Below are 22822 nucleotides of genomic sequence, written 5' to 3' on the forward strand. Positions count from 1 at the left end.
GCCTCGAGGTGTCCGACCCCAGCTGTACTTTTCGAACTTCGATCCGCACAATCTGGGTGTGACCGCAGAGCTCGTAGTTCTTCTGGTGGTGGTCGTCACCGCCCTCGCTTTCGACTTCACCAACGGCTTCCACGACACCGGAAACGCAATGGCCACCTCGATCGCAACGGGAGCTCTGCGACCCAAGACCGCGGTCGTGCTCTCCGCGTCGCTGAATCTGGTCGGCGCATTCCTGTCGGTCGAGGTGGCCGCGACAGTGGCCAAAGGTGTCGTGAACCTGGGAACGGTGGGCGGTGAAGATCTCCTGCTCATCGTGTTCGCGGGACTTGTCGGCGGCATCATCTGGAACCTCGCGACCTGGCTGCTCGGTCTGCCGTCGAGCTCCTCGCACGCGCTGTTCGGTGGCTTGATCGGTGCGGCCATCGCGTCCATCGGCATGAGTGGTGTCGAGTGGGGCGGGGTCCTCGGCAAGGTCGTCATTCCGGCACTTCTCGCCCCTGTCGTCGCAGCACTGGTCGCCACGGCCGGCACTAAACTCGTATACCGCATCACCTCCGCCGTGCCGGAGGGAACGAAGGAGCACGGGTTCCGCGTCGGTCAGATCGGTTCCGCCTCGCTGGTGTCGCTCGCGCACGGAACCAACGACGCCCAGAAGACAATGGGTGTGATCTTCCTCGCACTGGTCGCGCACGGCAGCATCACCGCCGACGACGAGATGCCGTTCTGGGTCAAGCTCAGCTGCGCCGTCGCCATTGCCCTCGGCACCTATCTCGGCGGCTGGCGGATCATCCGCACCCTCGGCAAGGGGCTCGTCGAGATCGCCGCCCCGCAAGGCATGGCCGCCGAATCCTCGTCGGCCGCGATCATCCTGACGTCGAGCCACCTCGGACTTCCGTTGTCCACCACACACGTCGCCACCGGTTCCATCCTCGGCACCGGACTCGGCCGCAAGGGCGCCGAGGTTCGCTGGGGCATCGCCGGACGTATGGCGGTCGCGTGGCTGATCACTCTCCCCTCGGCCGCGTTCGTGGGCGCCGTGTGCTGGTTCCTCGCGCACATCATCGGCGGCCTCGCCGGCGTGCTGGTGGTGTTCGCGGCACTCATCCTCCTCGCCGGGTTCATGTACCTACGGTCCCGCAAGCAGCCGGTGCACTCCGGCAATGTCAACGCCGAGTGGGAGCCGGGTGCAGAGCATCCCGCGACCACGGCTGTACCACCCCCGGCCGACTTGGAGATCTCCGAGTCGCCCAGACCCACCACCACCAACCACTGACGGGAGCTGCTCATGACCCTCTTGACCACCACCGTCAACTCGCTCTGGCAAGTGATCCTCGTCGGACTGCTGTTCGGTGCGGGACTCCCCGCCATCTTCGCTCTCGGACTGAAGTCGCTCAGCATCGGAGCCGGAGGTGACACCTCCGCACCGCAGGCGTCCGTCGCAGGCCGGATCGGTGCCGTGGCCTGCTTCGCCGTCGTGCTGATCGCGATCATCACTGGGATACTGCTGTTGATGAGCGACTTCCTGGCCAGCACGTTCGGTATCCACATCTTCTGAGCGGCGACCGCGAGGTCCCCACTCCATCGACGAAAGAGGCCGAACGCGTGCCCAAATATTCACTTCGTTCCGTACTCGATTGGCTCCGCGCCGGATACCCCGAGGGGATCCCGGCGAAGGACCATTTCGCGTTGCTGGCGGTGTTGCGTCGTCGACTCACCGATGAGGAAATCGAGCAAGTGGTGGCGCTGTCGATCGAAACGGCCCACGAACACCCGAATCGCCACGTCGATTACGACAGCATCCGGCGCCTCATCAGTGAAATCACCCACGAAGAGCCGTCGGAGGAGGACGTTGCGCGGGTCACCGCGAACCTCACCACGGGAGGGTGGCCGGTCGCCGGTGACACCGACGAGGGTGCGGGCGATCCGAAAGAAACACGCGACGCGGGATAGCCGATGAGCCTTCCACCGTTCCTCACTTCCATCGTCGGGTGGCTGCGAGCCGGCTATCCCAATGGTGTGCCCGAGCAGGACTACATCCCGCTGTTCGCGTTGCTCACTCGCCGCCTGTCCGAAGACGAGGTGGATGCCGTCGCCGACGCTCTCGTCGAGGAAGGTGACCTCCCCATCGAGAAGACGGACATCCAGGTCCTGATCACCAAGGTCACCGACGAGCTGCCACTCGAATCGGATGTCGACCGGGTTCGCAGCAATCTTGCCGCGGGCGGATGGCCGTTGGCCGGGCCCGCCCAGTGAGCGAACTCCAGGTCCTTCCCGTCCCGTCGGGCGTCGGGGTCGTCGGCATCCTGCCGCAGCTGTCGGAGATGCTCGACGGAACCGCCCCCGCCGCGCTGCCCGTCCCCGCCGCGGACGAGCGGGAGACCCGGCGACTGACCGACGCCCTGCGTCCTGGGGAGCCGATCGACGACGGCGTCGCACTCGTCGTGGCGACTTCGGGTACGACGGGCGTGCCCAAAGGTGCGATGCTCACAGCGGCTGCGCTGCGCGCGAGCGGTGAAGCGACACACGCGAGACTCGGCGGGCCCGGCTCCTGGCTCCTGGTGCTGCCCGCCCACCACATCGCGGGGATGCAGGTTCTCCTGCGCAGTGTGCTGGCGGGCACCGAACCGGTCGTGGTCGATGTGACGGGAGGTTTCGATCCCGCAGCGCTGCCCGCCGCGGTCGAGACCATGACCTCGCGTCGCCGCTACACGTCGCTGGTTCCGACGCAGCTCGTCAAGGCCCTCGACCACCCCGGCGCGGTGGCGGCACTGGCCTCCCTCGACGCCGTCCTGCTCGGCGGCGCAGCGACACCGGCCCCGGTGCTGCAACGTGCCCAGGAGGCTGGGATCACCGTCGTGCGCACCTACGGCATGAGCGAAACGTGCGGGGGATGCGTGTACGACGGCATCCCTCTCGACGGCGCGCGGGTCCGGATCGACGACGACGGCCGCGTCCTGCTCGGTGGTCCCATGCTGGCGACCGGTTACCGCGGCATTCCCGACCACCCCGCGTTCGCCGAACCCGGCTGGTTCCGCACCGACGACTCCGGGTCGCTCACCGACGGAATCCTCAGCATCACCGGCCGACTGGACGAGGCCATCTCGACCGGCGGCCTCACCGTCGTACCGCAAGTAGTCGAGCGCGCACTCAACGAGCACCCGGCCGTGCGTGAATGCGCCGTCTTCGGCCTCCCCGACGAACGACTCGGCCGGCGTGTCACCGCCGCCGTCGTCGCCGAACCCGGAACCCTCCCCACGCTCGACGAACTGCGGCAATTCGTCGAACGCACCCTCGACCCCACCGCTGCCCCCCGCGAACTGCACCTCGTCGACGCCCTCCCCCTCCGCGGTCCCGGCAAGGTCGACCGCCGGGCCCTGGAGTCCAGGTTCTGGTAGGGCTCGCCTGTTTGCGCTGATTTTGGCCAGCCGCGGTCGCAATGGTCGCGCGTCTGGCCAATGTCTCCAGATGGAGTTGTCCACAGGCTGCCCTCCATTTACAGGGTTGCACTGAAGTCCTGGTGAGCACACCAGTCCTGTCTGCGCGTGCTGCACGATGCCCGCCATGACCGACGCTGACTCGCAATCACACGTCCGGCGGCGGCCGAACTGCTGAAGTACACGTCCACGCTGCACCATTCGACGCGTCCCGCTCGGGCGCCTACTTCTCCAGGTCGGAGGCGTCCGCTTGCAACTCGCCCACCTCGGTTTTGAGGATTCGCATAGACCGGCCGAGACCGCGCGCAGCGTCGGGCAATTTCTTCGACCCGAAGAGCACCACCAGAACCACCGCGACAATCGCCCAGTGTGACGGGCTCATCGCTCCCATTACTGCGGTTCCTCACCGTCGGGGTACACGGCGTCCACCTCGACTTCGACGAGCCATCCCGCTGCCGGCAGGCTCGCCACCTCGAGGGCGAATCGGCTGGGATGCGCGGAGTTCCGTTCCATCGGGGCGGCCGGTTCCGCGGTGCCGAGGGGAACCAGTTCGGTGTCGCCGGTGTCGAGGTTGGTGTTCGCGAAGAATTGCCGGTAGGCGCGATTCCAGCCGGCGTAATCGGCGCGGTCCGTTCCGGGGGCGTTGTCGAGGAACACCCGCATGGTCACGACATCCTCGAGCGTCAGTCCCTGCGCCTCGAGATTGTCGCGAATTCGCTTCAGGGCATTGATGCCTTGCGCTTCGGTGATCGTGACCCCGCCGGGAAGCATGCCGCCTGCGAACACGTCCGTGTCGATGTACGACTCCGGGGTGCCCTCGGGCACAGCTTTGTTGGACGCACCCGGTCCGATCCCGCTCGACTTGTAGACCGCGGTGCCACCGCCGATCGCCACCCCTTGTGCGATCATCGGATTCGCCTCGCCCGCTTCGAGAATGGATTTCGAGACGAAGGTGCTGCCGGGCGCCTCCGCTGCGGCCTCGTCGGAGGAGCATGATGTCGCCCCGGCGATCAGAGCGGACGCTGCGAGCGCGGCGGTCACGGCCTTGGTACGAAAAGACTTCACAGTTCAGAACTCCTTGTTAGAAGGGAAGGTCAGGCTTCCTGGGCCACGCGCTCGTGGATGTGGGTGACGACGTCGCGGGCGGACGTCAGAGCGCCGTGCTGCCAGGCGATCGCATTGGACAGGTGGTCGCCGGCGAAGTAGATCTTCTCGACCGGTTCGAGCAACTTCTCGTACTCGGGGGTGGCCGCCCCGCCGTGGGAGCCACCGCTTCCCGCCCAGTTGACCCACGCGCTCTCGGAGTACTTGGTGCGACGCCAGCTGCCGGAGAACGACGAGGAGATGTCGCGGGTGTACTTCTCACCGTGGATTTCGGAGCCCTCGGCGATCGCCTTGGCGAGCCGCTGCCGGTGGGTGAGCGACTCGAACGCCTCCTGCCTCTTGCCGCTGCTGTAGTAGGCGACGACCACGCCTCGATCGGAGTTGTAGTGGTCGTAAGGGAACATGATCTGCGAGATGTCCTTGTCGGTGTTGGACGCGCCACCGTAGATGCGGTCCTCCGTCTCCCACCACCGGCGCGAGTACTCGATGCCGAGCTTGCCGGACGACGACGGCTTGGCCGCCTTCAGCGCGGTGAGCACGTCGGCGGGCAGGTTGTTCTGCAGACGTCCGATCAGGTGTGGCGGAATCGTGCAGATCGCGTAGTCGGCGGTGATCGACTTCTTCGAGCCGCCGGCGGTGTATTCGACGGTGACGCCCTCGGACACGTTCTTCATCGACGTCACCTCGGCGCCGAAGATGATGTTGTCGGTGCCGATCCTGTCCTGAAAGGCGTAATAGATGCGGTCCATGCCGCCGACCGGGGTGAACATCATCATCGCCTGGTCGTAGCCGAAGTCGAAGCTGAAGTTTCGGCCGATGCCGCTGCGGATCACTTCCTGCATCGCGAACGGCTTCTTCTCGCTGCCGAAGTTCAATCCGGCACCGGGCTCGGAATCGTAGCCGCGACGCGAGGATCCGAGGTATCGGCCGTCGTCGGACAGGTCGCCGAAGTCACTGAGGAACTCCGACAACGCGTCTTTGTCCTCTTGGGTCAGCACCTGGTCCAACGCGCCCTGATCGGTTGCCTTCTTCAACAGTTCCGACATGTAGCCGAACGTGTCGGCCTTCGCGGCCCGGTACGTGACGGACTGGCCCGACAACGACGTGTCGCTCTGGTAGTTCACATACGTATTGGCGTTCTGGTTCCCGAAGCCCTGGATCTCGACGCCGAGTTCCCGGCAGTAGTCGAGGGTGATGTGACTCTGCGGGATGCGGGTGGCGCCGACGTTGTAGAAGTGGCCCTCGGAGAAGGTGCACTTCTGCGTCTCACCGCCCAGGTCCGTTTCCTCGGTGCCGGCCCGCGCCGTCCAGACACGTCCGCCGGGGCGGGTGCGCGCCTCGAGGACGGTCACCGTGTACCCCGCCTTCTGCAGTTCGTACGCAGAACACAGACCGGCGGGACCGCCGCCGAGTACGACCACCGAATGGCTGCCCTTCACCTTGCCGATCAGGTCACCGGCGGCGAGTGGCGTGAAGGTGCGGGCGGGCGCGGCGGTCGACGGTGCCAGCCCGAGCGTCGACATCGCGCCGTACGCAAGGCCTGCGCCTCCGGTGGCCCCCAGGCCCTTCATGAAAGATCTACGTGTGAATGCCAATTCGCGCTCCCATTCGTGCGCCCGGTGACCCGGGTATCTGTCGGCACTCATCCTGGGAGCACTACGAGTCGGGAACTTGTCGGCCGCGAAACAGTTCTGGGCATTCGAGCGAGAAGGGGCACACCGCTTTCTCACTCCCGGGGCGTAATTCGACCCTGAACCGAAACTTTCCCGCAACACGGGCGGACTAGTTTTCGGCCAATGTCAGCCCTTTCCGACGCAATCGTGCGCTCGTTCGCCACCGGCGAGCCCGAGCGTCAGGCTCTGTCTCCGTTGCGAGCCCTGGGGCGACGGCAACTGTCGGGGCTGGAGGTTCTCGCGCAGTCGGTGGCCACCACCGCCCCCGCGGTCTCGATGGTCGTCCTGCCCGTCACCATGTTCACCCATCAGATGCTTCTGAGCGGTGTGGTCACCATCGTCGTCGCTACGGTCGTGATCACGCTGATTGCGGTGTGCGTCTCCCAATTCACGCGGCGGATGGCCGCGGCGGGCGGCATCTACAGCTTCGTATTCCAGGGACTCGGTACCCGGGCCGCCCTCACCGCCGGCGTGGCCATGCTCACCAAGTACGTCGGTAGCGCCGTCATGACCCTGTACCACGGCGGTCAGGCCGTGATCACGACACTCGGTTTCCTCGGACTGGAGATGCGTGGTCCCGCCGACCGGGTACTGATTTATGCCGGCATCGGACTCGTCATTCTCGGATGTCTGGTGCGGGGCGTGCGGTTCGCAGCCCTCGCCATTCTCGCCATCGAAACATGTTCGCTGCTCTTCATCATCGGCCTGATGGTGGTGACGGGCGCGGGCGGGCAACACGCCGTGGTGCCGCCCGAAGACTCGTCGCACGGTCTCCTGACCATGGCGCTCGTTGCCGTGTTCGCTCTCGCCGGTTTCGAGAGCGCCACTTTCTTCGGACCCGAGGCCAAGCGGCCCCTCGCGACGGTCACCCGGACCGTCCTCCTCACCCCGATGATCTGCGGTGCCTTGTTCATCTTCGCCGGCTGGGCCGCGTGGTCCGGCCGCGCCGACACCCTCGTCAACGCCTACCTCCACGGCACGTCGACCGGTGTCGCCCCAGCGGTCGTAATAGCGCTGAATCTCGGGCTCGGAACGTCGTGGCTGGCCTCGGCGATGGCGTCGTCCAACGCCGCCTCACGCCTCGTGTATTCGATGGGCGTCGAATCAGTGGTTCCGCGGCTGTTCGCGCGCGTGCAGCGCGGCTACCGCACTCCGTATCCCGCTCTGGCCCTGATTGTCTGCACCGTATGCGTGGGCGCAGCGACCTTCGGAATAGTCGGCAAGTCGACCGCATTCGGTCACGTTCAACTGGCAGCACGCACGGCGGTGATCGCCGCCTATGTGCTGGTCGCGGTGGCGTCGGTTCGATTCCTCCTCCGAATTCAGGAGCACACCGCATTGACCTTGTGCGCCGGGGTCGCGGGCAGCGCAGCCGGTGGAACCGTCCTCACCTACCTGTTGTTCACCACTGCCTCACACGGCCTCGTCATGGTGCCCGCGGTGATGCTCACGCTGCTGCTGTCCGGTTCTGCCTGGCACCTTTTCCTCCAATGGCACCATCCCGCGAGTCTGATGTCGATCGGCGTTTTCGACAGCGCCGAAACGGAGGACGTACTGCCGGGTGCGGGCGTGTTCGTCACCGACGCGACGGGCAACCTGGCATTGACCGCGAGTGCGCGAACCCACGAGATGCGCTGATGGCGAGGAGGACCGGGGAGCTCGCGGGACACGAACCCCGCGCCGTGCAGAAAGCACTCGCACTACTCGAGGCCGTCGCCCAACTGGGCTCGGGAGCTACCGCCAAGGACGTCGCCGCCCATGCGGGTATCCCCCAGGCGACGGCCTATCGGCTTCTGAATCTGCTCACCGCCGACGGCTATCTGGTGCGAATCTCCGACCTCTCCGGATTCGCACTCGGTCGCCGCACCCGGCAACTCGCGGGCGCCGACACGCCGGACCCAGTCGATCAGCACGCGATCGTCGAGGGACTGCGGTCTCAGGTGCGGTTCGGTGTCTACCTCGCATCGTTCACGGGGGGCGCGGTCCGGCTCGTCGACAAAGACCCCGACCACGAACTCAGCGGTGAAGGCACCATCACGGCGCATCCGCATGCGTCCGCCATCGGGAAGATCCTCCTCGCGGCGCACCCCGAACTCGTACAGCAGCAACTACGCCGGGTCACGTCCCGCACGATCACCGACATCTCGATGCTGCACGCCGAGCTGGAGACCATTCGGCACACCGGTTCGGCCCAGGAAGTGGACGAGATTCGTATCGGCCGCAGTTCCGTCGCCGTCCCCGTGCGCGACGCCCGACACGGCGTGGTGGGCTGCCTCGCCGCGATCGGGAAGACCGGACGGCTGGCCGTCGGCGATCCGGAGTTGACCGACCTCCTGCACGCTTGCGCCCACCGCCTCGGCGCCGGTGTGTCGGCCTGAACAGATCGCAGCCGTTACCGGTTCGCCCCGCCCGGTAACACTCAGGTACTGGTCCACCGCATTCGGCGGTGGTGCGGAGTGCAAAGATCGACACATGGCAACGGCTGCTCAATGGATCGAAGGCGCTCGTCCGCGCACCCTCCCGAACGCGATCGCCCCGGTGCTGGCGGGCACAGGCGCAGCGGCGTCGCTCGGCGGCGCAGTGTGGTGGAAGGCGTTACTGGCGCTCGTCGTCTCTCTCGCGTTGATCGTCGGGGTCAACTTCGCCAACGACTACTCCGACGGCATTCGCGGCACCGACGACGAACGGGTCGGACCGCTGCGGCTCGTCGGTTCCAAGTTGGCGAAGCCGTCGGCGGTGAAAGCTGCTGCCATCGCCTGCTTCGCCGTCGCCGCCGCCGCCGGACTCGTACTCGCCGTCACCACGGCGTGGTGGCTGGTTCTGATCGGCGCGCTGTGCATCGTAGGCGCCTGGTTCTACACGGGCGGCAAAAAACCCTACGGGTATAGCGGTTTCGGCGAGATTGCCGTCTTCGTGTTCTTCGGTCTCGTCGCCGTGCTCGGGACCCAATACGTGCAGGCGGAGAGGGTGGACTGGGCGGGCCTCGTGACGGCCGTTGCCGTCGGATCGTTCTCCAGCGCGGTGCTCGTGGCGAACAACCTCCGGGACATCCCCACGGACACCGAATCGGGCAAACGCACACTCGCTGTCCGTCTCGGCGATGCCCGCACCCGCATCCTGCACCTCGTCACCTTGACCGTCCCGTTCATCGCGACTCTCGTCCTCCTTGCGCGCACCCCCTGGGCGCTTCTCGGACTATTGGCCGTGCCCCTTGCGATCCGGGCGAACTCGCCGGTTCGTTCCGGCGCCACAGGCCTGGCCTTGATACCGGCGTTGCGAGATTCGGGCCTGGCCATGCTCATCTGGGGCGCAGCGACGGCCGTGGCGTTGTCGCTGGCCTGACCGAGCTCAGTCGCGGTCCGGAACGACGATGTTGACCAGGAAATTGACGACCGAGATGATCAGGCCGCCCCAGAGAGCCGTCCAGAAGCCGTCGACCGTCATGCCATAGTCGGTCTGTGAACTCAGCCAAGCGGTGAGCATCAACATCAGCGCGTTGATCACCAGGGTGAAAAGTCCGAGCGTGAGAACCAGGAGCGGCAACGACAACAGCTTCACCAGCGGTTTGACGAAGATGTTGACCACCGTGAATACCAGCGCGATACCGAGCAGCACCACGATGTCCCACGCAGTGCCGTTGCCCGAACTCGAGATGTCTATGCCCGACACCCAGGCGGCCGCGAGCCAGATCGCGAACGCGTTGACGACGAGACGTACCAAGAAGGTCATCTGTGCATGCTGGCACATCACTGCGACACACGGGCACCGCCCCCATTCGCGGAGAGCCCGGTTCAGGCCGCCCGGTCGAGCGCGGCGTGCACCCGACGCCGAAGTTCGTCCACAGTCACCGAAACCTCGAGTATCTCGCGGGCCGTGCCGTCCGCGGCTCGGAGCACGCCCAGCAGCACGTGCTCGGGTCCGATGTGATTGTCCTTGCGGGCAAGGGCTTCCCGTAGGGACAGTTCGAGCGCTTTCTTGGCGTCCTTCGTGAACGGGATGTGGCCCGACTTGCGCCCGAACCAGCCGCGCGGCCCCTTGGGCGGCTCGGGATCGAGGACGCCCTTACCGAAGGTCTGTTCGAGACTGCGGCGGACGGCGTCGAGATCGATGCCGATCGATCCGAGTGCGTCCGCATCCGCATCGCTGAGCGCTATACCCCGTTCGGCGACAGTGCGTCTCGCGGCCGCAAGGACAAGGCCGGAATCGGCGAGGATGCCCTGGACGGGTTCGGTCGGCACGGACAGAAGCCCGAGAACGAGGTGTTCGGGACCGATCCGCGGCGACTTCAGAGCGCGAGCCTCCTTCTGGGCATCGATCACCACGGCACGGGCATCCGTCGAAAATCGTTCGAACATGGGGAGCTACCTCCCTTTCCGATTGTGCTTCTGATGGACCGCTTGCCTGCTCACCTCGAGCGAGTCGGCAATCGCCTGCCAGGACCAGCCCTGAGCGCGAGCGTTGTCGACCTGAATAGCTTCGAGCCGCTCCAGAAGACGTCGCAGGGCACGCACGGCCCGTAACCCCTCGGCGGGATCCGGGCTTCCCGCTGCAGCTGCGAGTGTCGTTGCCTCCGTCATGCATGTCAATCTAGGTTGACAACCGGTCGGGTGTCAACCTTTCTTGACGCCTTCTCGACGGCTCAGTACGCGGCGACCGCCCCGTCGACCGCCTTCTGCAGCTCGCACTGCGCGGTGTGGGCAATGTCCATCGGCTTGGCGGGGAGAGCAGTGAGCGGTTGAGCGACATACACACTCGCGCCCTTCACCAGCTCGGTATCGGCGCCATGCGCGTCCGGGCCGTAGCTGATGCCGATCGAGAGCAGCGCGGGAGCGACACCTCGATCGACAGCGCGCTTGGCGATGTGACCGATGCCGCTGTTGATGTGCTGGAGCCGGGTCGGGTCGCCCTCATTGCAGGTGCCCTCCGGGAAGATCGCGAGGTTGTCTCCCCGGCACAATCTTTCGGCCGCCACGTCCATCATGAGACGCCCCGCATCCGCCACGGCGCGCAAGCCGTAGTTCTTACTGCGGAACACTGGGATCCCGCCCATCATGTCGACCTTCTTGCGGAGATCGGGGTCGGTGAACAACTCGTCCTTGGCCAGTACGCGGGTCCTGCCGATCACTCGGCGCAGAGGCGTCTTCCATGCAGTCGCGGCAAGCGTGTACTGATCGCTGTGCGTCACATGATTGGCGGCCACGAGCAGTACCGCTCCGGACTTGACGAGCTCGGTCAGCTGCTCCTCGGCGCCGTCGGCGTATCGAACCCGCGGCCGGTACTTCATGCTCAACATCGCGTACGCCAGCTTGGCCAGCACCCGGTTCTGCTGATGATCGCGGTAATAGTCGTACACCGCACGGTAGTTCTCGAGGGTTACCTCGGGCCTGTCCATACCTAGTCCCCGATCGCATCGTCCTGACCTCAGGCTACCAACCTACGGTTCCGTAGCCTACGGAGGCGTAGGTACTGGGATCGTGCTGCAAAGGTGTATGAATTGACTGGTTTCGGGTAAAACAGACCTGTGATCCGCTCGGCCATCGTCACCGACCTGCCCACTCTCCAACAGATCGAAGTTGCCGCAGGAGCTCCGTTCCGCGACATCGGAATGGACGCGATCGCGGAGGATCCGCCGCCCTCACTCGACGAGTTGAGGGAGTTTCTGGATGCGGGGAGGATTTGGGTCGCCGCGGACGCAGACGGCGACCCGGTCGCATATGCCCTGGTTGCGCTCGTGGACGGCGCCGCGCACATCGAACAGGTCTCGGTCCATCCCAGCGCCGCCCGGCAGGGACTCGGCGCGCTCCTCCTCGACGAGATCTCGTCCTGGGCGGCGGAACGCGGCCTTCCGGCCCTCACACTGACCACCTTCGTCGACGTTCCGTGGAATGCGCCGTACTACGAGCGGCTGGGCTTTCGGCCCCTGCAGGATTGCGAACTCACCCCCGGGCTGTCGCAGATTCGCGCGGACGAGGCACGCAACGGACTGGCAGCGTGGCCGCGCGTCACCATGACGCGACCTGTCGCCACGCCCGCACGCCGGGCGCAGCCGACGAGTCAGCCGGCCTGACTCAGCCACTCCCGGTCTGACTCAGCCACTCTCAGGCGGTATGACCTGGCCAGACTCCGGTATGCGCGAACTCGTCCAGCAACGCAGTCGGCCCGGTGAGGTCGATGCCCTCGGCGCTGACCCACCGGTCGTCGTAATAAGTGTCCGCGTAGCGCTCACCGCCGTCGCAGAGGATGGTCACGACACTGCCGGAGCGGCCGGCCGCGAGCATCTCCGCCACCACCGAGAACGCGCCCCACAGGTTCGTGCCGGTGGAACCGCCCACACGCCGGCCCAGAGCCGAACTGGCATGGCGCATGGTGGCGATGGAAGCGGCGTCGGGTACGCGCATCATCCGGTCGATGACCTGTCCGACGAACGAAGGTTCCACGCGAGGCCTGCCGATGCCCTCGATACGGGACGGCAGCCCGGTCGCGTAGTCACAGGAATTGGTGTCGTACCCACCGAAGAAGGCCGAGTTCTCGGGGTCCACCACGAGGAGTCGGGTGGCGTGCCTGCGGTACCGGATATAACGCCCCAGCGTCGCGCTGGTGCCTCCGGTACCGGCACTCATCACGATCCACTCCGGCACCGGGTGCTCCTCACGCGCCATCTGCTGATAGATCGACTCGGCGATGTTGTTGTTGCCCCGCCAGTCGGTGGCCCGCTCGGCGTGGGTGAACTGATCCATGAAGTGGCCGTTCGTCTCCGCCGCGAGCCTGCGGGCCTCGCTGTAGATCTCGGGCGGGCGATCGATGAAGTGACAGCGCCCACCTTGCGCCTCGATCAGCGCGACCTTGGCGCCGCTCGTGCTGCGCGGCATCACCGCCACGAAGTCGAGGCCCAGCATCTTGGCGAAGTAGGCCTCACTGACCGCTGTCGAACCGGACGACGCCTCGATGACCGTGGTTCCCTCGGTGATCCACCCGTTGCAGATCGCGTACAGAAATAGTGAACGGGCCAACCGGTGCTTGAGGCTTCCCGTGATGTGCGTCGACTCGTCCTTCAGGTACAGCTGCACGCCCCACGCCGGGGGAAGCGGGTATCGGAGCAGATGCGTGTCGGCACTGCGCTGCGCGTCGGCCTCGATCAGACGAACCGCATTGTCCACCCAGTCTCGGGACCGGCTCCGGTCGATGACGACGCAGTCGGCGTCCGTCACCGGTCCTCGCCGCGGAGTTTCGCGCGCAGGTCAGCCTGGTCCGCGCGGCGCTGCGCGTCGAACGCAGCGATCCCCTCGTTCACCCGGCGCCGAAGTGTCGCGAACAACAGCAGAGACAGCGGAAGGGCGATCAGGACCCCGAAGATGGCGGCGACGAGCAGCGGGATCGTCACCCCGACCAGCGCCGCGACTCCGAGGATGATGCCCGCGATGACGACGACGAGGAGCAGTCGAGCGAAGGAGTAGAGCGCGACGTCGCGAGCCAGACGACCCTTCGTGACCCGTTCGGCCGGCTGCGGGGCCGCCGACCCTGCGGTCACGGGGGGCTCGGCCTGATCGGCTGGCTTCGGGTTCTTCGGCTTCTCACTGGGCTCGCTCACGACCCCCAGATTACCCACCCACCGGGGCGCGCTCGAACGTCCGACTTATCCGATTTGTCTATTACCTCCCCTTTACCAACATTAGATCGTTCGAGTACCTGAGGGTTGTGATGCCACGATGACCGTATTCAGTCGCGATTGCGACCAGCTGCAGCACTGACAGAACGAAAACAGCGGAGGACCGTCGATGAGCGCACCCACCTACAACGGATCCGGTTTCAGCGGACCGAACGAAGCCCTCATGACCCCGGGCCAGGTGGCCGCCCTGTTCCACGTCGACCCCAAAACCGTCACTCGGTGGGCGCACGCGGGCAGGCTCGGCTCGCTCCGGACACCCGGTGGCCACCGCCGGTTCCGTGAGGCCGAAGTGATGCAACTGCTCCGCTCGCTCACCACGGAGGCTGCCCGACCCTGAACACCTTGGCTGCCCGACCCTGAACACCTTGGCTGCCCGACCCTGAACACCTTGGCTGCCCGACCCTGAACACGGAGGCTGCGCGACCTGGAACCTATGGACGGGCTCGCCCCTGAGGGGGTAGGTGCCGTCGGCTTCTTACACGGCTACGCTCGAGGGATACCGGCTACCCGAGCGGTGTAAGGAGGTGCGCGGTGCTGTATTTGTTGGCGCTCATCGGGCTCGTGGTCGTGGCGTTTCTACTCTGGAAAGCGTTCGGCCCGAATACGAAGCCAGTTCTCGGCGACAGGGTTCTCGGACCCGACGACGATCCAGATTTTCTGTGGCGCATGAGTCGGGACGCCCGACGGAGAAAGTCGGACGAGCCCGACACGGGTTCGCCGGATACCACTGGGTGATTCCCCCCGCGGTTCGGTTACTGCGTCAGCGATGATCCTGGAGCGCGAAGGTGGAGGCTGGAAAGTCGGACGCCACCGCTGCAGCGAGTTCGAGTAGGGCATTGCGCGTCTTGGGCCGCAGGCGATCGAGTTCGATCTCGGCGCCTTCTTCGAGGTGTGGATCGAACGGGATGAGCCGGACCAGCCGGCACCGCTGTTCGAAGTGTTCGACCACTTTCGGCAGATCAACTTTGCCGGAGCGCGGGCGGACGGCGTTGACGACGGCCACGGACTTCGCGACGAGTTCGCGGTAGCCGTGCGCATCGAGCCAGTCGAGCGTCGCCGAGGCGCTGCGGGCACCGTCGACCGACCCCGAGCTGACCACCACGAGTGCGTCGGCCTCTTCCAGAATCGTCTGCATCGCGGAGTGCATCAGCCCGGTGCCGCAGTCGGTGAGGACGATGCTGTAGAACTTCTCGAGCATTGCGACCGTGCGCGCGTAGTCGTCCGCGCTGAACGCCTCCGACACCGCCGGGTCGCTGTCCGATGCGAGTACCTCGAGCCGATGCCGACTCTGTGACGTGTAACTGCGGACGTCACTGTACTTTTCGATGCTGTGTTCGTCGCGGAGCAGGTTCCGCACGGTAGCGGGGGTTTCCAGGGGGATCTTCTGGCTGAGCGTGCCGCGGTCCGGGTTGGCGTCGACCGCGATCACTCGATCACCGCGCAACGATGCGAACGTCGATCCCAGTGTGGCCGTGGTGGTGGTCTTGCCGACTCCACCCTTGAGGCTCAGCAGAGCGATCTTGTAGCAGCCCTGCAACGGCTGGTTGACCTGCTTGGTGAGCTCGATGCGGCGCTGTTCCTTGGCGCTGTTCCCCAGGTTGATGTAGCGACCGGACACCTGGTAGAGCATTCTGCGCCACCCCGTGGTGGGGGCAGGCTTGACCTGCTTGAGCAGAAGTGACGTGGACAGGTCTCGCGCGGATACCGCGTACTGCTGCTGCTCGGGACGCACGGGTTGCGGACGGCTCGCCGGATGCTGCTCGGGAGCCGACGTGTACGCGGCGGGAGCAGGTTGCTGCGTGTGCGACGGCTGCTGTTGCGCGGGGGCCGTGAACGTCGGAGCCGGGGCGGGCTGCGGAGATACGGGAGCCAGTGTGGGCGGCGGTGGCTGAGTGGGAGCCGCGGCCGGGGGCTGCGTCTGAGGACGCGCCGGCGTTGCGGCGGGGGCCTGGCGCCCCGGCTGCGCGAAGGGGTTGGGACCCTGCGGCTGAACGTACGGCGCCTGCCGCGCGGCGTTGTGCGGTGTGGATCCCACGGTGGTGTCGGCGGGCGGGTTCGATGCCGGCCGCACCGGCTCCCACACGCCAGCGTTGTTTTCGGACATGGCCGAACATCCCCCCTAGATGAAGTCTCCGTAGTCCCCACCGCTTCACACCGCTGGGAGACGTCGCGGCGGAAGAATATCAGTCGGTGGTGACCGTCAGGTCAGGCCCGCATACGAATGCAGTCCCGACACCACCATGTTGATGATGAACAGATTGAACAGCATCGCGACGAAGCCGGCGATGTTGATCCATGCGGCTTTGGTATCGCGCCATCCGGAGGTCGCTCGGGCGTGGAGATATGCCGCATAGATCACCCAGGCGATGAACGACATCGTTTCCTTGGGGTCCCAGCCCCAGAATCGGCCCCAGGCGGCCTCGGCCCAGATGGCGCCGAGGATGACGCCCGCGCCGAACAGCGGGAACCCGATGATCGTGGTCTTGTACGCCAATCGGTCCAAGGTCTGCGCGTCGGGCAGGCGCTCCGCCACCCGCGCGAAGACGCCCGTTCCTTCCTCGCCGCGCGGGTAGCGCATCCGCAGCAGGAACAACAGGCTGGCGATGCCCGACACCAGGAAGACGCCCGAACCCACGCTGACGATGGTGACGTGGATGGGAAGCCAGTACGACCGCAGCGCCGGCACCACCGGTGCCGCATCCGCGTAGAGCACCGTGGCGGCGAGGAACATCAGGATGAGAATGGGGACGAGCAGGAAAACCCACATCGGCCGGTATGCCGGCTTCGACAGGAGCGCCAGCCCCACGACGAGCGCCGCCCCGCAGGCCATGGTGACGAACTCGTACATGTTGCCGAGCGGGAAACGCTCGGTGGCAAATCCCCGGAGCACGATCGACGCGAAGATGAGAACAGTGCCCACCACGAGCACCGCAGACCCCATGCCGCCGAAACGCTCGGCCATCGGCTTCTTCGGCTGCTCGACCACGCGTCCGGGAACCGTCGCCGAGCCGGCGGGCCTGGCACCCGCCGCCACGAGCTCCTTGTCCTGCACGGCGCGCGCCCTCGTCGACGCGTACTGCACGATCAGCAGCACGAGCGCGAGCGCGAGCACCGTGAACGCTGATCGGAAGGCCCAGTCGCTGTACTGCGCCAGTGTCTCGTTGGTCGTCATCGTCGCTTCTCCTGCGCGTCAGGCTTCGTGTCGTCCGTCAGCAGACGGGCGCAGAGCCGGTCGAACTCGTCACCCCAGCCGGCCTGATCGGTCCGGGCGAGTCCGCCAAGCTCTACTACAGTACGTCGTGGGTCAAGATCGGCGGGGTCCGCGGGATAGATGCGGGCCCAGATGCGGCGCCGCTTGATCAGCAGCGACACCAGCAGTCCCGCCATCATCATCAGAGCCGACACCAGCACCCACTGTTGCGCCGGATCGTGCGACACCTGCACATTGACGAAGTCCACGGCGCCGTCGAACCGCACCTGCGTGCCGTCGGCGAGCGTCGCGCTCTCCCCCGGCATGAGGTTGACCCTGTCCTGCTTCACCAGCCGGCCCTGGTTGATCAGTTCGGTATTGAGGGAGAACAGCGACTGCGGGTTGCCGGTGTCGAGGCCGGTGTCGCCCTTGTAGATGTCGATGGCCACCGCCGGATCCTTCATCGCCGGATGACTCGACGCGAGCAGGTTGCCGTGGAACAGCGCGGTGGGGGCGAACAAGCCCTCGATCGCGATCTGATTCTTACGGCGTTCGTCCGTGTCGGGGTACATGCCGCCAGGCGGATCGAATCGCATGGCCCCGCTGCTGAGGAACGTCGTCGCATCGTCGGGTCGCCACTGCAGCGTTTCGGTCCGCGTCTCACCGCCAGGGAACGTGACGGTGAATGTCGGCGCGTATCCGTGTCCCTGCAGGTAGACACGGTCCCCCTCGACACGGAGAGGATGATTGACCTGCAACTGATCGTCGCGCCAGGTACCGGTTTCGAGGTCGTCACCGGCCTGGTACGAAATGTTCGACGTGAACATCTCGGCCTGACCGTTGTCGAGGTAGTCGGCGGTGAAATCCTTGACCTTGAGACACAGCGGGGTCATTCCCGTGCCGTCCTGCGTGTTTCCTGCCTTGAACGAATCGAACACGGCGGGGGACGTGGTGCAGAAGCCGGGACCGTTGTTGGCGACCACGATCACGTTGCCCTCGTACCCGAACAGTTTGCCGACGGCGATCGCCACCAGCAGACCGACGAGCGAGAGGTGGAAGACGAGGTTGCCGAGTTCGCGCGTGTAGCCCTTCTCCGCTGAGAGCGTGATCTCACCGTCGCGGACCGGGCGTGCGCCGCCGGTGCGGGTCTCCACCCGCCACCCTTTCAGCGAAGTACGGATACGGGCGGCGAGTTCGTCGGGCGTCTCGTCGACCCGGCGCTCGACGTGGTGGGGCAGACGCGCGAGGTTGCGGGGCGCCGCCACCGGACGCGTGCGCAGTGCTTTCGCATGGTCGACACAACGCGGAAGGATGCAGCCGACCAGCGAGATGAAGAGCAGGACGTAGACCGCGGTGAACCAGAAACTGCCGAATACGTCGAAGAGTTCGAGCCGGTCCATCCAGGGACCGAGGGTCGGCCGATTCGCGATGTACTCGTCGACCTTGCCCGCATTGAGGCTGCGCTGGGGCAGCAAGGCCCCGGGTATCGCCGCGAGCGCCAGCAGGAACAGCAACACCAGGGCCGTCCGCATCGACGTGAGCCCACGCCAGGTGTTGCGGACCAGCGCGAAAGCGCGGCCCGGCAGCGATTGGCGGGGTACCGGTGCGGCTTCCGGGGCTTCGGGGGTCTGGGTGTCGCTCATATCGGGAGGGTCACTTCCGAGATGAAGGCGTCGCGAATCCAGCCGACGAACTGATCCCACGCGCCGGTGACGAGGGCGATGCCCACCGCCACGAGCATGATGCCGCCGAAGATTTGGATGGTTCGCGCGTTGCGGCGCAGCCAGCCCACACCCCGCAGCGCGCGGGAGGAGCCGAGGGCCAGGATGACGAAGGGCAGGCCCAGGCCGAGGCAGTAGGCGACGATCAGGGCGACGCCGCGGGCCGCGGTGGCGCCGTCGGTGCCGGCGGCAAGGGAGATGACGCCGGCCAGTGTCGGACCGAGGCAGGGTGTCCACCCCAACGCGAATACCGCACCCAGCAGCGGGGCTCCAGCCAGGCTGGAGATGCGCCGCGGCTCGAGCCGGGTGTCACGCTGCAACGCCGGGATCAAGCCGATGAACACCAACCCCATGGCGATCGTCACGACACCTCCGACCCGCATCAGTACTTCGCGGTTGACGGAGAGGACCGAGATCGCGCCGAAGACCGACGCCGTGGCCAGGACGAACACGACCGTGAAACCGGCCACGAACAGAGTTGCGGCCCCGGCGACGCGCAGGCGTCCGTCTGTCACCGTCTTCGTGCGCGTCGCGGCTTCTTCGGCGGTGACGGCTGGAGCGTCGGCTCCCACGACACCCGCCAGGTAGGACAGGTAACCGGGGACGAGGGGAACTACGCACGGCGAGGCAAACGAGACCAGGCCGGCGAGAACGCAGGCGCCGAGCGCAAGGAACAGAGGTCCCGACGAGGCGGTGGACTGGAAGGCCTCGCCGACGCCCCCGGCGAGAAGGGTGGTACCGGTAGTCACGATTCCTGCACCACCCGTTCGACTACCGGCTGCAGGTCGTCCGCCAGCAATTCCTTCAGGAACACCGCGGCGACACGGTGTTCACGATCGAGCACGACCGTGGTGGGAATGACGCTCGTCGGGTAGTTCGCTCCCAGGGCGATCATCGTCCGCATGGCGGGGTCGTAGATCGACGGATACGACACGTTGTTGTTGATCACGAAGTCCTGCGCCTTGTCTTGCTGATTGTCCCGGACGTTGATCCCGAGAAACGCGACACCTTGGTCTTTGGTTGCCTCGTAGACCTGCTCGAGGTCGTTCGCCTCGCCGCGGCACGGCCCGCACCACTGCCCCCAGACGTTGAGGACCACTACCTGGCCCTCGTAGTCGTCGAGGGAGGTGGTCTTGCCCTCCGTCATGAGGTCGGGTCCGGACACGGTGCCGATGGTGCCGCGATCGGCCGGTGGATCGTAGAAGATTTCCGTCTGACCGCCTGGGGAGACGAAGTCGAACGTGCCTCCCTGGGCCACGGCGTCGTCGCCGGACGCACACGCCGACAGCGACACCGCGGCCATGCAGATCACCGCGAGAAGCCCGGCGAAGCGCCCCCGAATCATGCCCCGCTCACCCTCGGATCCGATGCGCCCGCGGGCTCCGAGTACACGATGTCGATGAGGGTGTCGCCCTCGTAGACGAGCGACGTCAGCGACGCCAGCGAGCACTGGCGGTGACGCGGGTCGTGCCACAACCGCTCCCCCTGCAGGAATCGGCGCAGCGTCCAGACGGGAAGTTGGTGGCTGACGACCACGGCCTCGTGACCGACGGCGGCCACGCGCGCGCTGTTGACGGCGGCAAGCATTCGGTGCGCGATCTGCAGGTACGGCTCACCCCAGGACGGAGTGAACGGATCTCGCAGCTTCCACCAGTGACGGGGGCGTGCGAGCGCGCCGTCGCCCACCGACACCTTGAGTCCCTCGAACTCGTTACCCGCCTCGATGAGGTTCTCGTCGGTTGCGATCTCGAGTCCGTGCTTCTCGGCGATCGGCGCCGCCGTTTCCTGCGCCCGTTGCAGCGGCGATGCGACCACGTGGGTGATGTCGTGGGTCGCCAGGACGGACGCTACGGCGCGGGCCTGTGCCTCACCCGTCACCGACAGGCGGAAACCGGGAAGCCTGCCGTAGAGAATTCCTCGCGGGTTGTGCACTTCGCCGTGCCGGAGCACGTGCACGATCGTGCGGGTCTGGGTGTGGTCGGGGTGAGCGGCATCGGTCACGGTGCGGTTCCTCGGGTCGGGGCGGGGAGTCGGGTGGCTGAATCGACGCGGCGCGTCAGGACTGGACAGACGGTCAGGGCTGGGTGGCCGCCGCGGCGGCCTTCGCTGCATGCGGCAGGGCGTCGGCGATGATGGAGAAGGCTTTGTCGTCCATGGCAGCCGAGACGAACCAGGCCTCGAACGCGCTGGGCGGTGGGTACACCCCGCGCGAGAGCAGGCCATGGAAGAAGGCCGGGAACCGCCACGTCTGCGCCGCTTTCGCCTCGGCGTAGTTGGTGACCGGTTCTTCGGTGAAGAAGACGCTGAGCATCGTTCCTGCGGTCTGCACTCGATGGGGCACGCCTGCCGCGGTCAGCGATTCGGACAGCAAGTTCTGCAGGGTGACGCTGTTGCGCTCGAGGGCGTCGTAGACACTCGCATCGGCCGCGCGCAGGCTCGCGAGACCGGCGGCGACGGCGACGGGGTTTCCCGACAGCGTGCCCGCCTGGTAGACGGGACCGGCGGGCGCCAGGTGAGCCATGACGTCGGCGCGGCCACCGAAGGCGGCAGCGGGCAGACCGCCGCTCATCACCTTGCCGAACGTGTAGAGGTCGCCTGCGACACCCTCCAATCCGTACCAGCCGGCCGAGCTGACGCGGAATCCCGTCATCACCTCGTCCATGATCAGCAGCGCGCCGTGCTCGCGCGTGAGGGTGCGCAGTCCCTCGTTGAATCCGGGCTGGGGTGCGATGGCACCCATGTTGCCTGCGGCGGCCTCGGTGATGACGCACGCGATCTGGCCCTCGTTGGCGGCGAACGCCTGCGCGACAGCCTCGAGGTCGTTGTAGGGCACGACGATGGTGTCCTCCGCCTGGGCGCCGGTCACGCCGGGCGACGTCGGCAGGCCGAACGTGGCCAGGCCGGAACCGGCGTCGGCGAGCAAGGCGTCGACGTGGCCGTGGTAGCAACCCGAGAACTTCACGATCTTGCTCCGGCCGGTGAATCCCCTGGCAAGTCGGACCGCGCTCATGGTGGCCTCGGTGCCGGAATTGACCAGCCGCACCTTGTCCACCGGCGCGACGCGGGCGACGATCTCCTCGGCCAGTTCGATCTCACCCTCGGTGGGTGCTCCGAAGGACAGCCCCGTGGCGGCCGCCTTCTGGACTGCCTCGACGACAGCGGGATGGGCGTGGCCGAGAATCATCGGACCCCAGGAACAGATGAGGTCGACGTAGTCGTTGCCGTCGACGTCGGTGAGTGTGTAACCGGCAGCCTTCTCGATGAAGCGCGGGGTTCCGCCGACCGAGCCGAAGGCCCGCACCGGTGAGTTGACGCCGCCGGGAATGACCACGTCGGCCCGGTCGAAGAGCTGAGCGGAACGGGAAGCGTGCACGTCGGGGCCACCGGAGGAAACAGTCACGGCCTCCAGTGTCCCAGTTCTGTCGAATTTGCCAACGACAGGGTGTAGTGGGTGGCCAGTATCACTTGTGTGCGGTCACCCGGGGACGAGGGAGTCGAACATCGCCCGCATCTCCTCGGACAGCTTCATCAGCTCGACGTAGCCGCCGAGGGGGCCGCCGTCGAGGTAGGCGAATTCCATCCCGATTCCCTCGAACCGCCCCTGCTGGACGACGGCCAGCCCGCGGCGCGCCGCCTCCGCCAGCGTGGCCTCGAAGTCTTCGGGAACCCACGCCACGTGGTGCACTCCGGGACCGCTGTTCTCCAACTGCTCGACATAGAGGTTGCGGCCCGACACCGGCTCGATGAGTTCGAGCTGCTGCCCTCCGGCGTACCCGAGCGACACGTGGACGACGTAGTCGGCGGGCTCCCCGCGGTAGGTGCAGTGGTCGGGACCGAAATGCACATTCGGCAGTCGCAGCCATTTCGCGACTCCGAACTGGTCGGTGAAATGGCGCTCCGCCGTGTCGAGGTCCTCGACCACCCAGCAGACCTGAAATATCGGTCCGGTGACGAGACTCATGCCCCGGGCTCCGTCAGGCCGCGCGGAGATGCGGTTTTCGTGTCCATTCCTTGGATGATGCCCTGTTCGCCGT

General features: G+C 66.3%; 28 protein-coding genes. 11 read left to right on the top strand and 17 right to left on the bottom strand.

Features of this window, described 5'->3' with window-relative positions:
- Positions 1-58 precede the first annotated feature (58 nt).
- The 5 genes from JQT59_RS29790 to menE are packed head-to-tail and all read left to right on the top strand — an operon-like array spanning position 59 to position 3395.
- A complete protein-coding gene (locus tag JQT59_RS29790; protein ID WP_213573081.1) occupies positions 59-1273 on the top strand; it encodes an inorganic phosphate transporter in 1215 nt (404 codons plus the stop codon).
- A 12-nt stretch (positions 1274-1285) separates the two neighbouring features.
- Positions 1286-1555 carry a hypothetical protein gene (locus JQT59_RS29795; RefSeq protein WP_213573082.1) on the top strand — a complete coding sequence of 90 codons (270 nt, stop codon included), beginning with the start codon at positions 1286-1288 and terminating at the stop codon, positions 1553-1555.
- A 47-nt stretch (positions 1556-1602) separates the two neighbouring features.
- The gene (locus tag JQT59_RS29800; RefSeq protein WP_213573083.1) at positions 1603-1950 is read left to right on the top strand and encodes a DUF3349 domain-containing protein; all 348 of its coding nucleotides are present in this window, start codon (positions 1603-1605) and stop codon (positions 1948-1950) included.
- 3 nt (positions 1951-1953) lie between these two features.
- Positions 1954-2253 carry a DUF3349 domain-containing protein gene (locus JQT59_RS29805; RefSeq protein ID WP_208962346.1) on the top strand — a complete coding sequence of 100 codons (300 nt, stop codon included), beginning with the start codon at positions 1954-1956 and terminating at the stop codon, positions 2251-2253.
- Positions 2250-3395: an o-succinylbenzoate--CoA ligase gene (gene menE / locus JQT59_RS29810; RefSeq protein WP_213573084.1), complete on the top strand. Its 1146-nt coding sequence runs from the start codon at positions 2250-2252 to the stop codon at positions 3393-3395. Before JQT59_RS29805 ends, menE begins: the two co-directional genes overlap by 4 nt.
- Positions 3396-3657: 262 nt before the next feature.
- Here the strand turns inward: menE and tatA are convergent, their stop codons facing one another.
- The 3 genes from tatA to JQT59_RS29825 are packed head-to-tail and all read right to left on the bottom strand — an operon-like array spanning position 3658 to position 6133.
- A complete protein-coding gene (tatA, locus tag JQT59_RS29815; protein WP_213573085.1) occupies positions 3658-3825 on the bottom strand; it encodes a Sec-independent protein translocase subunit TatA in 168 nt (55 codons plus the stop codon).
- Positions 3825-4499: a Rid family hydrolase gene (locus JQT59_RS29820; protein ID WP_213573086.1), complete on the bottom strand. Its 675-nt coding sequence runs from the start codon at positions 4497-4499 to the stop codon at positions 3825-3827. Before JQT59_RS29820 ends, tatA begins: the two co-directional genes overlap by 1 nt.
- Positions 4500-4528: 29 nt before the next feature.
- Positions 4529-6133: a flavin monoamine oxidase family protein gene (locus JQT59_RS29825; RefSeq protein WP_283254096.1), complete on the bottom strand. Its 1605-nt coding sequence runs from the start codon at positions 6131-6133 to the stop codon at positions 4529-4531.
- Between the two features lie 201 nt (positions 6134-6334).
- On the opposite strand from JQT59_RS29825, the gene JQT59_RS29830 reads away from it, so the two are divergent.
- The 3 genes from JQT59_RS29830 (at position 6335) to JQT59_RS29840 (ending at position 9553) form a co-directional block, all read left to right on the top strand.
- Positions 6335-7849 (top strand): APC family permease, encoded by a 1515-nt coding sequence (locus tag JQT59_RS29830; RefSeq protein ID WP_213573087.1) that lies wholly within the window; start codon positions 6335-6337, stop codon positions 7847-7849.
- Positions 7849-8589 (top strand): IclR family transcriptional regulator, encoded by a 741-nt coding sequence (locus JQT59_RS29835; protein ID WP_213573088.1) that lies wholly within the window; start codon positions 7849-7851, stop codon positions 8587-8589. The genes JQT59_RS29830 and JQT59_RS29835 overlap by 1 nt, the downstream gene beginning before the upstream one ends.
- 94 nt (positions 8590-8683) lie before the next feature.
- Complete coding sequence (locus JQT59_RS29840; protein ID WP_213573089.1) at positions 8684-9553, top strand: 1,4-dihydroxy-2-naphthoate polyprenyltransferase; 870 nt, start codon at positions 8684-8686, stop codon at positions 9551-9553.
- Positions 9554-9559: 6 nt separating this feature from the next.
- Here JQT59_RS29840 and JQT59_RS29845 read toward each other — a convergent pair whose 3' ends face one another.
- From JQT59_RS29845 to JQT59_RS29860, 4 genes are all read right to left on the bottom strand, one after another.
- The gene (locus tag JQT59_RS29845) at positions 9560-9940 is read right to left on the bottom strand and encodes a phage holin family protein (RefSeq protein ID WP_213573090.1); all 381 of its coding nucleotides are present in this window, start codon (positions 9938-9940) and stop codon (positions 9560-9562) included.
- A 62-nt stretch (positions 9941-10002) separates the two neighbouring features.
- The gene (locus tag JQT59_RS29850) at positions 10003-10566 is read right to left on the bottom strand and encodes a Clp protease N-terminal domain-containing protein (protein ID WP_213573091.1); all 564 of its coding nucleotides are present in this window, start codon (positions 10564-10566) and stop codon (positions 10003-10005) included.
- 6 nt (positions 10567-10572) lie between these two features.
- On the bottom strand, positions 10573-10788 hold the full coding sequence (locus JQT59_RS29855; protein WP_109327895.1) for a helix-turn-helix domain-containing protein: 216 nt from the start codon (positions 10786-10788) through the stop codon (positions 10573-10575).
- A gap of 62 nt (positions 10789-10850) precedes the next feature.
- Positions 10851-11603 carry a lysophospholipid acyltransferase family protein gene (locus tag JQT59_RS29860; protein ID WP_213573092.1) on the bottom strand — a complete coding sequence of 251 codons (753 nt, stop codon included), beginning with the start codon at positions 11601-11603 and terminating at the stop codon, positions 10851-10853.
- Between the two features lie 129 nt (positions 11604-11732).
- On the opposite strand from JQT59_RS29860, the gene JQT59_RS29865 reads away from it, so the two are divergent.
- Positions 11733-12278: a GNAT family N-acetyltransferase gene (locus JQT59_RS29865; RefSeq protein WP_213573093.1), complete on the top strand. Its 546-nt coding sequence runs from the start codon at positions 11733-11735 to the stop codon at positions 12276-12278.
- A gap of 31 nt (positions 12279-12309) precedes the next feature.
- On the opposite strand, the gene cds1 is transcribed toward JQT59_RS29865, so the two are convergent.
- Together cds1 and JQT59_RS29875 are read right to left on the bottom strand one after the other, a co-directional pair.
- Complete coding sequence (cds1, locus tag JQT59_RS29870) at positions 12310-13419, bottom strand: L-cysteine desulfhydrase Cds1 (RefSeq protein WP_213573094.1); 1110 nt, start codon at positions 13417-13419, stop codon at positions 12310-12312.
- A complete protein-coding gene (locus tag JQT59_RS29875; protein WP_208962352.1) occupies positions 13416-13799 on the bottom strand; it encodes a DUF4229 domain-containing protein in 384 nt (127 codons plus the stop codon). Before JQT59_RS29875 ends, cds1 begins: the two co-directional genes overlap by 4 nt.
- A gap of 187 nt (positions 13800-13986) precedes the next feature.
- Between JQT59_RS29875 and JQT59_RS29880 the strand changes: the two genes are divergently transcribed.
- On the top strand, positions 13987-14214 hold the full coding sequence (locus JQT59_RS29880; RefSeq protein WP_109327888.1) for a BldC family transcriptional regulator: 228 nt from the start codon (positions 13987-13989) through the stop codon (positions 14212-14214).
- Between the two features lie 194 nt (positions 14215-14408).
- A complete protein-coding gene (locus JQT59_RS37335; RefSeq protein ID WP_249353950.1) occupies positions 14409-14612 on the top strand; it encodes a hypothetical protein in 204 nt (67 codons plus the stop codon).
- Positions 14613-14637: 25 nt separating this feature from the next.
- Here JQT59_RS37335 and JQT59_RS29885 read toward each other — a convergent pair whose 3' ends face one another.
- The 8 genes from JQT59_RS29885 to JQT59_RS29920 all read right to left on the bottom strand — a co-directional run bounded on the left by JQT59_RS29885 (position 14638) and on the right by JQT59_RS29920 (position 22749).
- Positions 14638-15981 (bottom strand): MinD/ParA family ATP-binding protein, encoded by a 1344-nt coding sequence (locus tag JQT59_RS29885; RefSeq protein WP_213573095.1) that lies wholly within the window; start codon positions 15979-15981, stop codon positions 14638-14640.
- A gap of 96 nt (positions 15982-16077) precedes the next feature.
- Positions 16078-17049, bottom strand: a complete 972-nt coding sequence (gene ccsB / locus JQT59_RS29890) for a c-type cytochrome biogenesis protein CcsB (RefSeq protein ID WP_213573096.1) — start codon at positions 17047-17049, stop codon at positions 16078-16080.
- The gene (resB, locus tag JQT59_RS29895; RefSeq protein ID WP_213573097.1) at positions 17046-18710 is read right to left on the bottom strand and encodes a cytochrome c biogenesis protein ResB; all 1665 of its coding nucleotides are present in this window, start codon (positions 18708-18710) and stop codon (positions 17046-17048) included. Before resB ends, ccsB begins: the two co-directional genes overlap by 4 nt.
- Positions 18707-19537: a cytochrome c biogenesis CcdA family protein gene (locus JQT59_RS29900; protein ID WP_213573098.1), complete on the bottom strand. Its 831-nt coding sequence runs from the start codon at positions 19535-19537 to the stop codon at positions 18707-18709. The genes resB and JQT59_RS29900 overlap by 4 nt, the downstream gene beginning before the upstream one ends.
- On the bottom strand, positions 19534-20133 hold the full coding sequence (locus JQT59_RS29905) for a TlpA disulfide reductase family protein (RefSeq protein WP_213573099.1): 600 nt from the start codon (positions 20131-20133) through the stop codon (positions 19534-19536). The genes JQT59_RS29900 and JQT59_RS29905 overlap by 4 nt, the downstream gene beginning before the upstream one ends.
- Positions 20130-20789 carry a histidine phosphatase family protein gene (locus JQT59_RS29910; RefSeq protein ID WP_109327872.1) on the bottom strand — a complete coding sequence of 220 codons (660 nt, stop codon included), beginning with the start codon at positions 20787-20789 and terminating at the stop codon, positions 20130-20132. Before JQT59_RS29910 ends, JQT59_RS29905 begins: the two co-directional genes overlap by 4 nt.
- Before the next feature lie 73 nt (positions 20790-20862).
- Positions 20863-22188, bottom strand: coding sequence for a glutamate-1-semialdehyde 2,1-aminomutase (gene hemL / locus JQT59_RS29915; RefSeq protein ID WP_213573100.1), 1326 nt, complete (start codon positions 22186-22188; stop codon positions 20863-20865).
- A 75-nt stretch (positions 22189-22263) separates the two neighbouring features.
- Entirely contained in the window at positions 22264-22749 is a 486-nt protein-coding gene (locus JQT59_RS29920) for a VOC family protein (protein WP_213573101.1), read from the bottom strand.
- Positions 22750-22822: the final 73 nt, after the last annotated feature.

This window comes from Rhodococcus sp. USK13 (assembly GCF_018343855.1).
GTDB classification, from domain to species: Bacteria; Actinomycetota; Actinomycetes; order Mycobacteriales; family Mycobacteriaceae; genus Rhodococcus_F; species Rhodococcus_F oxybenzonivorans.

Bases quoted from the DNA above. Each gene is read 5' to 3' on its own strand.
- JQT59_RS29795 (WP_213573082.1), top strand. From the start codon at position 1,286: ATGACCCTCTTGACCACCACCGTCAACTCGCTCTGGCAAGTGATCCTC.
- JQT59_RS29805 (WP_208962346.1), top strand. From the start codon at position 1,954: ATGAGCCTTCCACCGTTCCTCACTTCCATCGTCGGGTGGCTGCGAGCC.
- tatA (WP_213573085.1), bottom strand. From the start codon at position 3,825: ATGGGAGCGATGAGCCCGTCACACTGGGCGATTGTCGCGGTGGTTCTG.
- JQT59_RS29830 (WP_213573087.1), top strand. From the start codon at position 6,335: ATGTCAGCCCTTTCCGACGCAATCGTGCGCTCGTTCGCCACCGGCGAG.
- JQT59_RS29835 (WP_213573088.1), top strand. From the start codon at position 7,849: ATGGCGAGGAGGACCGGGGAGCTCGCGGGACACGAACCCCGCGCCGTG.
- JQT59_RS29840 (WP_213573089.1), top strand. From the start codon at position 8,684: ATGGCAACGGCTGCTCAATGGATCGAAGGCGCTCGTCCGCGCACCCTC.
- JQT59_RS29845 (WP_213573090.1), bottom strand. From the start codon at position 9,940: ATGACCTTCTTGGTACGTCTCGTCGTCAACGCGTTCGCGATCTGGCTC.
- JQT59_RS29850 (WP_213573091.1), bottom strand. From the start codon at position 10,566: ATGTTCGAACGATTTTCGACGGATGCCCGTGCCGTGGTGATCGATGCC.
- JQT59_RS29855 (WP_109327895.1), bottom strand. From the start codon at position 10,788: ATGACGGAGGCAACGACACTCGCAGCTGCAGCGGGAAGCCCGGATCCC.
- JQT59_RS29860 (WP_213573092.1), bottom strand. From the start codon at position 11,603: ATGGACAGGCCCGAGGTAACCCTCGAGAACTACCGTGCGGTGTACGAC.
- JQT59_RS29880 (WP_109327888.1), top strand. From the start codon at position 13,987: ATGAGCGCACCCACCTACAACGGATCCGGTTTCAGCGGACCGAACGAA.
- JQT59_RS29885 (WP_213573095.1), bottom strand. From the start codon at position 15,981: ATGTCCGAAAACAACGCTGGCGTGTGGGAGCCGGTGCGGCCGGCATCG.
- ccsB (WP_213573096.1), bottom strand. From the start codon at position 17,049: ATGACGACCAACGAGACACTGGCGCAGTACAGCGACTGGGCCTTCCGA.
- resB (WP_213573097.1), bottom strand. From the start codon at position 18,710: ATGAGCGACACCCAGACCCCCGAAGCCCCGGAAGCCGCACCGGTACCC.
- JQT59_RS29905 (WP_213573099.1), bottom strand. From the start codon at position 20,133: ATGATTCGGGGGCGCTTCGCCGGGCTTCTCGCGGTGATCTGCATGGCC.
- JQT59_RS29920 (WP_213573101.1), bottom strand. From the start codon at position 22,749: ATGAGTCTCGTCACCGGACCGATATTTCAGGTCTGCTGGGTGGTCGAG.